Origin of the sequence: Wolbachia endosymbiont (group A) of Pherbina coryleti (assembly GCF_964026875.1) — a bacterium.
Taxonomy (GTDB): domain Bacteria; phylum Pseudomonadota; class Alphaproteobacteria; order Rickettsiales; family Anaplasmataceae; genus Wolbachia; species Wolbachia pipientis.
The window spans coordinates 1124015-1135767 of sequence record NZ_OZ034706.1 but is presented as its reverse complement, the minus strand read 5'-3'; the positions used below and the strand labels follow the sequence as shown (position 1 = coordinate 1135767).

At 35.2% G+C, this 11753-nt stretch carries 9 protein-coding genes and 1 tRNA gene; 7 read left to right on the top strand and 3 right to left on the bottom strand.

The window, feature by feature from the left end:
- The first annotated feature begins 282 nt into the window (after window positions 1-282).
- The 6 genes from dnaE to AAGD87_RS05625 all read left to right on the top strand — a co-directional run bounded on the left by dnaE (window position 283) and on the right by AAGD87_RS05625 (window position 6872).
- Window positions 283-3612, top strand: coding sequence for a DNA polymerase III subunit alpha (dnaE, locus tag AAGD87_RS05650; RefSeq protein WP_265024322.1), 3330 nt, complete (start codon window positions 283-285; stop codon window positions 3610-3612).
- Between the two features lie 48 nt (window positions 3613-3660).
- The gene (locus AAGD87_RS05645; protein WP_010082465.1) at window positions 3661-4434 is read left to right on the top strand and encodes a 30S ribosomal protein S6; all 774 of its coding nucleotides are present in this window, start codon (window positions 3661-3663) and stop codon (window positions 4432-4434) included.
- The gene (gene rpsR, locus AAGD87_RS05640) at window positions 4434-4709 is read left to right on the top strand and encodes a 30S ribosomal protein S18 (RefSeq protein ID WP_007548890.1); all 276 of its coding nucleotides are present in this window, start codon (window positions 4434-4436) and stop codon (window positions 4707-4709) included. Before AAGD87_RS05645 ends, rpsR begins: the two co-directional genes overlap by 1 nt.
- 7 nt (window positions 4710-4716) lie before the next feature.
- On the top strand, window positions 4717-5271 hold the full coding sequence (gene rplI / locus AAGD87_RS05635; protein WP_006279792.1) for a 50S ribosomal protein L9: 555 nt from the start codon (window positions 4717-4719) through the stop codon (window positions 5269-5271).
- 236 nt (window positions 5272-5507) lie between these two features.
- On the top strand, window positions 5508-6800 hold the full coding sequence (purB, locus tag AAGD87_RS05630) for an adenylosuccinate lyase (protein ID WP_341817471.1): 1293 nt from the start codon (window positions 5508-5510) through the stop codon (window positions 6798-6800).
- Window positions 6800-6872: transfer RNA gene (locus AAGD87_RS05625), tRNA-Met, on the top strand. Before purB ends, AAGD87_RS05625 begins: the two co-directional genes overlap by 1 nt.
- A gap of 170 nt (window positions 6873-7042) precedes the next feature.
- Here AAGD87_RS05625 and AAGD87_RS05620 read toward each other — a convergent pair.
- Window positions 7043-8299, bottom strand: a complete 1257-nt coding sequence (locus tag AAGD87_RS05620; RefSeq protein ID WP_341817800.1) for an iron-containing alcohol dehydrogenase — start codon at window positions 8297-8299, stop codon at window positions 7043-7045.
- Window positions 8300-8341: 42 nt separating this feature from the next.
- Here AAGD87_RS05620 and dapE point away from each other — a divergent pair, with 42 nt between their 5' ends.
- Entirely contained in the window at window positions 8342-9547 is a 1206-nt protein-coding gene (dapE, locus tag AAGD87_RS05615; RefSeq protein ID WP_264339498.1) for a succinyl-diaminopimelate desuccinylase, read from the top strand.
- Between the two features lie 117 nt (window positions 9548-9664).
- Here the strand turns inward: dapE and nth are convergent, their stop codons facing one another.
- Together nth and AAGD87_RS05605 are read right to left on the bottom strand one after the other, a co-directional pair.
- Window positions 9665-10303 carry an endonuclease III gene (nth, locus tag AAGD87_RS05610; RefSeq protein ID WP_341817470.1) on the bottom strand — a complete coding sequence of 213 codons (639 nt, stop codon included), beginning with the start codon at window positions 10301-10303 and terminating at the stop codon, window positions 9665-9667.
- Window positions 10304-10342: 39 nt separating this feature from the next.
- Complete coding sequence (locus AAGD87_RS05605) at window positions 10343-11674, bottom strand: DnaJ domain-containing protein (RefSeq protein WP_264339499.1); 1332 nt, start codon at window positions 11672-11674, stop codon at window positions 10343-10345.
- Window positions 11675-11753: the final 79 nt, after the last annotated feature.

The following is an 11753-nucleotide window of genomic DNA, read 5'->3' as shown; positions in this document are numbered from 1 at the left end:
AAAAATCTAGATGTAGATGAAGTTTTGTAAAGACATACAGTATCTATATACTGCAAAAAATTGAACATAAGACGCAGATACATTAAGTAATCCTTACCTTTTAATCTGCAGATTGGCGAAAGCAAATACAATAGCTTCACTATCATGATAAGGGAGCTGGCGGAGTTTGTCAAGTAAGTTTTTGTATTTTAATTTTAGAATTTTATAGGCTTTTGTTCTCATGAAAATTATGTTCTCATGAGTAAATTAATGTTATCCTTTTTTGTTGATCTAAAGTTTCTTATGTTCATACACTTACGTGTTCATAGTGTTTATTCGCTGCTTGAAAGCTCGGTTAAAATTGAGGAGCTGATCGGCCTTTGTTTGCGAAATAAAATGCCAGCGGTTGCAATTACTGATTCAGGTAATTTATTTGGTTCACTTGAGTTTGCAGAATATGCGGCAAGTAGGGGAATACAGCTAATAATAGGATGCAATATTATAGTTAAACATTCAGAACAAAATTTACCTATATTATTGCTTGCAAAAAATGAGCAAGGGTACACTAATTTAGTCACTTTGGTGAGTGAGTCTTTTAGAAAGCGCAAGAATAACAGCGATATTCCTTACGTTGATTTTGATGAGCTATTGAATTTAAGTACGGGTCTGATCGCTTTAACCGGTGGATGTTTGGCTCAACTATTGTTGGGGCAAGATAAAGAAACGGTTGAAAAACTGCTTTCAGCATTCAATGGTCATTTATATGTTGAATTGCAGCGTCATGGGCTGAGCAAGGAGCTAGAGCTTGAAGAAACTTTAATAGATTTTGCTTATCAGCGCAATATACCACTGGTTGCAACAAATGATGTATTCTTTACAAATAGATCTGACTATGAAGCTTATGATATATTAACGTGTATATCAGAGGGTAGTTATGCTCTCGAAAATAACAGGAAAAAGCTAACCACTGAGCATTATTTCAAATCTGTGGCAGAAATGGAGGAGCTGTTCAGCGACATTCCCGAAGCAATTCATAACACTTTAGTGATAGCTAAGCGGTGCTCTTACATGCCAAGAAGCAGGCAGCCTATTTTGCCTAAATTTCCTTGTCGAGAAAATAAAACTGAGAATGAAGAACTGAGGGAGCAGGCAGTTGCAGGATTAGAATTCCGTATTGCGAATGAGACAGACATAGACCTTAAACAATACTACGATCGGCTGAATTACGAACTGAGTGTGATAACTTCGATGAACTACGCTGGCTACTTTTTGATAGTTTCTGATTTCATTCGTTGGAGCAAAGCAAATGGCATTCCAGTTGGTCCAGGAAGAGGCTCTGGTGCAGGCTCAATTGTTGCTTGGGGCTTACAGATTACAGACCTTGATCCAATAAAGTTTGGCCTAATATTTGAAAGATTTTTGAATCCTGATCGTATATCGATGCCTGACTTTGATATCGATTTCTGCCAAGAGAAAAGGGACCTGGTTATTGATTATGTTCAGAAAAAGTACGGTTATGTTGCTCAAATAATCACTTTTGGAAAATTGCAGGCAAGGGCAGTATTGCGTGATGTTGGGAGGGTATTACAAATGCCTTACTCTCAAGTGGATAAAATATCTAAAATGGTTCCATTTAATCCAGTAAATCCTGTAACTTTATCGCAAGCGATAGAGTTTGATCAAAATCTGCAGAAAGAACGGGATAGTGATGAGGTAATTGCAAAGCTTCTTGATATATCTCTTAAGCTTGAAGGAATATATCGTCACGTTTCAACCCATGCTGCTGGAATTGTAATATGTGATCAAAAGTTGGAAAATTTTGTTCCTGTGTATTATGATCCAAATTCAGCTTTGCCAATCACTCAATACAGCATGAAATATGTGGAGAAAGCTGGGCTAATAAAATTTGATTTTCTTGGACTTGGTACGCTAACGCTAATAGATCATGTGTGTCGTTTAATTAATCGTGATAGACAAAAGATCGATATTTCTTCAGTTCCTTTAGATGACCAAAAAACCTATGAGATGCTCTCAAGCGGTGATTCAATTGGAGTGTTCCAGCTTGAAAGTTCGGGAATGAGAGAAGCTTTAATTAAACTAAAACCGGACTGCATTGAGGACATCATCGCTTTAATCTCCCTTTATCGTCCAGGACCTATGGATAACATTCCAACTTATGTTGCAAGAAAGCATGGACTTGAGAAGCCAGATTATATTCATCCATTACTTGAGGGAATATTAAAAGAAACGTTTGGGGTAATAATCTACCAAGAACAGGTGATGGAAATAGCGCGTATTCTCTCTGGATATAGTCTCGCAGAAGCAGATTTGCTAAGACGTGCCATGGGTAAGAAAATCAAGGAAGAGATGGATAAACAACGTACACTTTTCGTCCAAGGGGCAACGAAGAATGGCGTTGATTATGACAGGGCAAGTTATATCTTTGACCTTGTTGCAAAATTTGCTGGTTATGGGTTCAATAAATCTCATGCTGCAGCATATGCGGTTATATCTTATCAAACGGCTTACCTTAAAGCTAATTATCCATTAGAATTTTTTACAGCACTAATGAATCTGAATATTGATGATAGAGATAAACTGAATTTATTTTATCATGCAGCAAAGTTTAGTGGCGTTACCGTTCTTTCACCTGATATAAACAAGTCTCAAGCTGAATTCTCAATAGAGGATGAACGCATACGTTATGGTATTGCTGCCTTGAGGAATGTTGGTTTTTCTATAGCGGAAGGAATAGTGAACGTACGTTCAAGCGCTTGTAAGGACATATGGGAATTCATTCAAAATTCAGGTCATATAATAAATAAGAGAGCGCTAGAAAGCCTGATTAAATCCGGAGCATTCGATAGCGTGCATAAGAACAGAAAGCAGCTATATGAGTCAATGGACATGCTGATTTACTTTGCAAATAAAAACAAACAGGATAGAGAATCAAGTCAAGCTGCTTTGTTTGGTAGTCTTGATGTCCTCAAACCGAAACTTGAGAATGTGGAAGATTTTGATGAAGAGAAAAAATTAGAGCATGAGTTATTTTCACTAGGATTTTATTTAACTAATCATCCACTTGAAAAATTTAGAATTCTTCTGGAAAAGTTAAATATTGGGTTTATCGGAGAAAATAGAACAGCAAAAACTGCTGGGGTAATATTAAATGCACGTATGAGAACCTCAGAGCGTGGAAGGTTTGTTATACTCACACTTTCTGATCCCCATAACGTTTCTGAAATAGCATTCTATAATAATGAAATAATAGAAGAAAAAAGAGATTTATTTTCACCAGGAACGTTTGTGATAATTGATCTTGAAGCTTCGGAAAATACAACAAGATTGGCAGGCAAAGATATATCTGAGTTTACAAAAAGAGTCACTTCTACAATAAAAGAATTAGTTCTCACCACTGAGTGCACGGATTCGCAAAAAGCCGCTATGGAATTAAACGCAATATTGAAAGATGAAGGCAGAACCAAAATAATGCTAAAACTTCTTCTCGAAAAACACAAAGTGAGCATCTTATTACCAGGTGCATACTCAATTGCTCCTCAAGTTATTTATGAAATATCTAACTTAAGCTGGATTAAAGGCGTAGAAATTAATACAAATAACTTGCTTATATAAAAAAGCTTTATATAATGAAATATTTAATCGGTATTAAAGGAAGATATAGTGAATCTTTATGAATTTACTTTTATAGCACAACAAGGATTGTTACAGCAAGAAGTAGAGGAGATGGTCCAAGAGCTAGCTGTTTCATTGAAAAATATTAAAGCAGATATTATGTTCCAGCAAATCAGGGATATTCTGAAAAAAGGAAATGACAAGCTTACAAAACAAGAGTTAGAAGTGCGTGCTGAGGACATTAAAGAAAGTCTAGTTGCTTACTCTGATTTCTTGGAAGATCTTACAAAAATTTTATGGGTTGAATTAGAAGAAGATCTTTCAAATTTGAAAGAAGTGAAGTCAAAAATCGATAAAGAGTTGAAAGATGACCTAAAAGATTTAGGAATAACGCAAGATTTTACAAAATTTCTAGGAGGCAGTACTAAAAGTGCGTTTATCCATAACGCAGTAAATGCTTTGAAGAGAAATATTTCAGAACATCTAATAAAGATTTTTCAAGATATTTTGAAAGATTTTAGAATAAACGGTCCAACTCAATCGAGCAAAGCGTTGGAAATGCTTTTGAAAAACATTGAAGCATCAGGATTAATCAAGTATGAACATTGGGGTCTTTTGGATTTTGCATATCACAAAAATAAAATGAAGAGCGGTCATTATTGTATAATGTGCATAAGTTCTACTGCAAGCATTCTGGATGAATTTATGCGTAGAATGAAACTTAATGAGAACGTTATTCGCCACTTTCCTGTGCAGGTTGATAAAATTTTTGAAGGTAAATCTCATATGATGAATAAACAAATTGAGGAGCAAAGCGCATAATGATGAAAAGACGAAATAGTTTTAATAATTCTTACGTATCTGTAAATAATAGGACTGGCTTTAGGCGTTCTAAAGTTTGCCCTCTTGCTGCGTCTAAAGATGAAGACATAGATTATAAGAATATAGATTTATTATCCAAGTTTACCTCTGACTATGGTAGGATATTACCTAGAAGATTAACAGGCGTATGTGCAAAAAAACAAAGGAAGTTACGCTTAGCGATCATAAGGGCACGTTTTTTAGCTCTTATTCCTTACTGTACTAAAAAAGTTTAGGTAATTTATGTTGATAATTTTAAAGGAAAATATAAGGACTTTAGGTAAGCTTGGTGAAGTTGTCAAAGTTAAACCAGGTTATGCACGTAATTTTCTTTTTCCACAAAGAAAAGCGGTGAAAGCTACCAAGGAAAATTTAACAAAGCTAGAGGAGCAACGTTTATTACTGGAAGAAGAGAATATAAAAAGATTAAATGTAGCAAAAGAGCTTGCATTGTCACTACATGATAAGTTTGTGGTATTGATAAAGCAAGCTTCAGAGGATGGTAAAATTTTTGGTTCTGTAACAACACGTGAAATTGCGAAAATTTTACTACAAGAAGGACATGTGATAGATCACCGTAGTTTATCTTTTGGTGGAGTAAGCATCAAAAACTTGGGTGAATACCAAGTAAACGTAGAATTACATAGTGAAGTAGTAGTACCAATTACTATATACGTCGTGAAATCCGAAACAGATGCAAATGAGCTAAGGCAAGTAAAATTGCAAAATCAGAAGTCTGAGCAACAAGAAGCAGAGCAAGATGCGAATAAAGAAGCTACTGATGGTGATGATAGCTGATCAAAGATGATCCCTTGTTATAGTCGTAAAGAAATGTCTGCCATGGCTAAGCTGGTGTCATCCCAGTGCTTCCCTCATGTCATCCCAGTGCGTGACACTGGGATCCAGTTTATTTCATCATGGACATTATTTTATGCTTCTAGAATCCGTTGTCCATTGAATAATTTGCAAATACTTTTATACCTGGATTCCAGTGTCACGCACTGGAATGACACCATTATTGGAATAAATCAAAAATGATTTCCCGCTATAGCAGAAAAGAAATGTCTTCCATTTGGGAGGAAAATAATAAATTTAATATATGGCTTAAAATAGAAAAATTAGCGTGTGAAGCTCAAGCAAAGTTAGGAGTGATTCCGAATAATATTGCTGAGAACCTCTCTGGTGCTATTGAATTTGATGTTGAATGTATCAACGAAATTGAATCCATTGTAAAACATGATGTTATAGCTTTTCTGACATATATTGCTAAAAAAGCGGGAGTTGATGTTCGTTATCTTCATTATGGAATGACAAGTTCTGATGTTTTGGATACATGCCTTGCGGTGCAACTGAAAGAGTCCTGTGATATTTTGCTCGAGAATCTAAAAAATTTACTTGCAGCATTGAAAAAAAAAGCTGAGGACTATAAAGATATTGTTTGTGTTGGACGCAGTCACGGAATGCATGCAGAACCAACAACTCTTGGAATAAAATTTGCCAGATTTTATGCTGAATTTAAACGCAATTATCAGAGATTAATTAGCGCGCAAAAAGAGATCTCAATTTGTAAAATATCAGGTGCAGTAGGCAATTTTGCAAATGTTGATCCGTTTGTTGAAGAATATGTAGCGAAAGAAATAGGACTCATACCTGAAATCATATCGTCTCAAGTCATTCCTCGTGATAGACATGCTATGTTCTTTTCAGTTTTGGGAGTGATTGCAAGCTCAATAGAAAATGTTGCTGTTGAAATTCGTCATTTGCAAAGAACTGAAATCGGCGAAATTTCTGAGCATTTTTCCACTGGGCAGAAGGGAAGCTCTGCTATGCCACACAAATGTAATCCTATTTTAAGTGAAAATCTGACTGGACTCTCACGTTTAATACGCAGTTATGTTTTTCCTGCGTTAGAAAATGTTGCATTGTGGCACGAACGTGATATATCACACTCATCTGTGGAAAGATGCATTGCTCCTGATGCTTGTATAACAATGGATTTTGCTTTAGTGCGATTAACAGATTTGATAGATAAATTGGTGATCAATAAGGAAAACATTGAAAAGAACTTAAATTCTTCAAAAGGTTTAGTTTTCTCACAGCGTGTATTGCTTGAGTTAGTAAATAGTGGTTTGGCGAGGGAAGAGGCGTATAAAATTGTTCAGAGCAATGCAATGAAAGTGAAACAAAACAACAGTGATTTTCTGGCCGAATTGAAACAAGATAAACTCTTACTTAAGGTTATTAACTCGGAAAAACTTGAATCTTTGTTTGATTTGAAATATTATACAAAACATGTAGGTCACATGTATAGCAAGGTTTTCAATTAGGCTGAGTAGCTCAGTTGGTAGAGCAGGAGGATCATAATCTCTTGGTCGGGGGTTCAAGTCCCTCCTCAGCCACTCGAACTAAACTATGTTTAGCAAAGCAGTGCTATTGGTGAAACCCAGTGTCAGTTACTTGGAATGAGTTGTATATCCACTCAGGTGAGGAGACAATGGATAAGAGATTGTGAAAAGGGTTTAGCTTTTGGCCTATGATCTCTTTAAATGACAGAATTTCACTACAAAACTTAACTTTCTTCTATGCAGTTAGCTAAGTCAAGAAAGGTGAATCTATCTCTTGTTGCAAACGCAAGATCGACCACTTTACAATATTGTTCTTTATTCCAATTGAGGTGCTCTGGTAAGTGTGGAATTGACAGATCTGCAAATATTTTTTGCAGGTGTTTTGCAGGTAGTAAATTTTGCTTAATTAAACTGGAAATATTATGCCATTCTTTGCGAATAATCTCTTGGATTTTTTGCTGCAGAATTTGCTTCTGTTCAAAAGTTCTTACAAATTCAATATTATCAAAGCACTGAGTTATATGTTTTACATCTAAAGTGGTCGGTTTAATTATTGGGTTTTGTATTGATAATATCTTTTCCTGTAAATTAGCCATAGTAATCGTTGTGACAGCAATTTTTTCACCATGTAGTGAGGAATAATCTTTTGTTACCATTTCCATTGCGTGAGCTATCATATGCTCTCCTTGGCTTGCAGAATAGCTGCCTTTTGACATCACCATTCCAAGTCCTGAAATTAGTAGAACTTCCATAAGTAATAGGACCTCTTTTCTACTTCTTTTAGTAAGCGCCATATATTCTCTTAGCAAAATTTGCTCCAAATCGTGAACAAGTGTAAAAGGTAATTCATTGTATTCTGTGCTAAGCAACAAATGAGATAGTAGCCAGTCAGCCTGAACTGTTGAACGACAAATGAAATCTGCAAATCCGCTTAATATGAGGCGCAGTGGTGCATTGGCAAGTATGTCTATATCTATATATATTGCTCTTGGAAGATGTGCTTTGAACGATTTTTTATATCTATTTACTAATATTGAAGCATTTGCGGATGTATATCCATTCATAGAAGCGGCTGTTGGAAAGGATATATAATCTTTTTTCTCGAGGTAGCTTACATATTTGCAGATATCGTTAACGGTGCCGCTACCAAATGCAACTATTAAGTCACTGTCTTTTACTTTGTTTCTCACTAGATTTACGGTTTCAAGAGAGGCAGCTCTGCTTGGTGTCATTTCTCTACCTGATGTCATCCCAGCGCGTGACACTGGAATGGCAGGTGGGGTTGGAATAATTAAATGAGAAATTTTATTAAATACGTTTTTGTTTAAAAGTTTTGCTGTATTTTCATCTGCAACTAGAAAGATGTCATTTCCGTGTCGTGTGCATATTTCATAGATATCATCAGCAAGGTGGTAATCTGTTATTACTTCCCTTAGAAAAGTTTGTTCGGCTTGATGTAATATTTGTTTTAAATAGTGCATAGAGTGTTTACAATATAGCAATATAAGTATTTTAAGATTGACATGAAAATTGACCCTGTAGAGCTAACTAAGAAATTGATCTCTTTTGAGAGTATAACACCAAGGGACGGCGGGGCAATAGAGTATATAGCAACAATCTTCAAGAAGAGTGGCTTTGACTGTGAGATTTTAGAATTTGGTGATAATGGAACTAAAGTTAAAAACCTCTATGCGAAATATATAAATGGAGTACCAAATTTGTGCTTTGCTGGGCATGTTGATGTTGTACCACCGGGTCAGTTAAAAGATTGGGCATTTGGTCCATTTAATCCAGAAGTGAGGGATGGCATATTATATGGAAGAGGGGCGGCTGATATGAAAAGCGGAGTAGCTGCGTTTATTGCTGCTATGGTAAATTTGATTGCAGAGAAGTTTCAATTTAATGGTTCGATAAGTGCATTGATTACCAGTGCTGAAGAAAGCACGGAAGAATATGGAACAAAGGCAGTTTTGGAATGGATGAAAAGTAAGCAGAAAAAGGTGGATTTCTGTGTGGTTGCTGAACCAACCAGTAGTGAGAAATTAGGTGATACCATAAAAATAGGCAGAAGAGGTTCTGTAACATTTGAATTAATTTGCCATGGAAAACAAGGGCACGTTGCCTATCCAGACCTAGCAGATAATCCAATATATAAGGTAATATCGATATTGAGTAAGGTAAAAAATACTACTTTTGATCATGGTAATAAATATTTTCAGCCTTCACATTGCGAAGTTACTACTATCGATGTTGGAAATAATACTAGCAATCTAATACCTGGTTCAGCAACTACATGTTTTAACATTCGATATAACAATGAACAAACACCGGGTGGCCTATATAAGCTGATTGATGAAATATGCTCTAGTGTAACTAACGATTATAAGCTTTCTATGCATAGCAGCAGGGACGTTTTCCTCTCTACTCCCGATAGGAATACTGATATTATGCTTGATGCAATAAGTAAGGTTACCAACATTGATGCTATACTTAGCACAAGTGGTGGCACATCTGACGCTGCGTTTATCAAAGATGTTTGTCCAGTGATTGAATTTGGTATAATCAACAAAACTGCACATCAGATAAACGAATGCGTATCAGTAAACGATATACACAAGTTAACAGCTATATATAAGGAATTTATAGAAAATTATTTCAATCCCACTAATAAAATATTGAATCAGGTCAACGTGGTTAGTAATATATCTAGTGGTCCATTGTTAGCTTAGATGTAATCAGATCTCTTGCATAACTGTTGTTTGAATAATAACTTGTATCATTCCAGCAAAATGTGTCAAGTAAGTTTTTTCGTTTCTATAGCTACTTGGATGACAAAAGAAGAAATACTAGACTTTATACCTTTTGCACTCAAATTCACATAAATCATGAATTATGCACGTTTCACACGAAGGTTTCTGTGCTTTGCAAACATATCTACCATGCAAAACTAGCCAATGATGAGCATAAAGCAGGTATTTTTTGGGAACCACATTTAAAAGAGATTGCTCTGTTTTAAACACATCTTTTTCTTTCACAAGCCCAATTCTATTGCTCACTCTAAAAACGTGAATATCAACTGCCAATGTTGGAATGCCAAGCCCTGAATTTAAGAACACATTAGCGCTCTTTCTCCCCACTCCAGGCAAAGACACCAAATCATCAAAATTAGTAGGTACTTTGCTGTTGTATCGTTCTACCAATATTTTACTAAGCCCGATTATATTTTTTGCTTTGGAATTATATAAACCAATACTGCTTATGCATTTTTTCAGCTCACTCTGCCCAAAGCTCAGCATTTTTTCTGGCGTATCAGCGATATTAAATAGTTCTCTTGTAATTTTATTAACGCTTACATCAGTTGTCCGCGCTGATAAAACTATCGCAACCAGTAACGTAAAATGATTGGTATAATTTAGCTCTATTTTTGGCGCAGGATTTGATTGTTGAAACTTTTCAAATATTAGTTCTACTTTTTTTGAGTCCATGCATAGAGCTAAAAGTTTATACTATACCGTAATATTCTACTATGCAAATTCAACCGCTTGAGGTCTAGGTGGCTGTTCAGTGTTAACGTCAGACATATTAGTGTTCACTTCATCGAAATTCCTCTCAGCAAATTCGCTTGCCACCTCTGTAAAACACTTTCTAACAAGAGGCATAATTATTGGCATTAATAGCCTTCGTGGATCATACCGTCCTAACAGATCAGTTTCCTTTTGCACTCTATCTCTTAGATCTTCCTCAAGTAAATCTTTCATGTGTTTTTCAGTGTATATTTCACAAGCCTTTGAAAATGTAGGACTAAATATCTCAGTAGCTAGCAGTGCTAACAATGACAAAGTACCAAATATTGTCACATCAACATAAAAACTGCCAGAGATAAAACCCTCTATCATTAAAGAAGTAAAAAAGACAGGCAAAGGGTAAAAAACAAAAAGCTTATAGCATAAGTAAATACAATTTATTCTATTTACATATTGATCAGTAGAAATTTCAGAGTTTTTGTATTTTTTTTCGTAATGTTGTGTTAAAGCAGATAAAATCTCTGTCATAATAAGATTTAATGCTACTAGTGGCAAGCATAAACACATCAAGGTATCACTGGCAATTAACCAAGTAGGCAAGAAACAATAGCAATAAATTGCTTCAGCAAAAGCTAAAAAAAGTAAAGTATTTACTTTTTTCTTTAAAGTACTAGATAGCAAATCGTCTCTACGCTTTATAAACTTTTGCATTAGCGCTTGTTTGTCTTCCCTTATTAAACTTCCATTCTTTGTTAAAGGGGCGATATAACTAAATAATTGTATGTTAGGTTTAAGCAAGTGTTCGTCAAGCTCATTTCTCAGCTCTTTGACTTTATCATCGAAAAGTGAGCTATATCTTGTCCAAGAATTTATATAATGGATTAATTTATTTTGGTGTTGCAGATCCTGTATTAGCGAGCTGCTTTTTTTTTCAAGTATAGAAGCAAGCTCAGCAAAATTCCTTCCTCTAACTTCCTCTTCAGTGATATTCAATTTTTCAAATAATTTCTTCCTATAATGGAATTCACGCGCTGTTAAATGCCCATCACTTTCAGCATCAACGCTAATTTTAACACAAGGGTCCCCTGACTTTAAAGGTTCAATATATGCATTTAATTCTTTATAAGCTTTGTCAAGATTTTTAAATCTTTCTTCATTTCCACCTTTATCAGGGTGGTGTACAAGAATCAATTTTCTATATTGTTTTTTTAAAACGCTACTAAGCTCTTGATGATCCTTACCTATAACTTGCTTAGCTTCTATTTCCAATACGTTGAACAGATCAGCATTATCACAAAACTCCTGACCAGTTAACTTAAAATGTTGACCCATTACTACATCTCACATAAATAAATTATATCTCTAGTATAATCTATTTAAATGTTTTATGCAATCATAAGAATGTCAAACG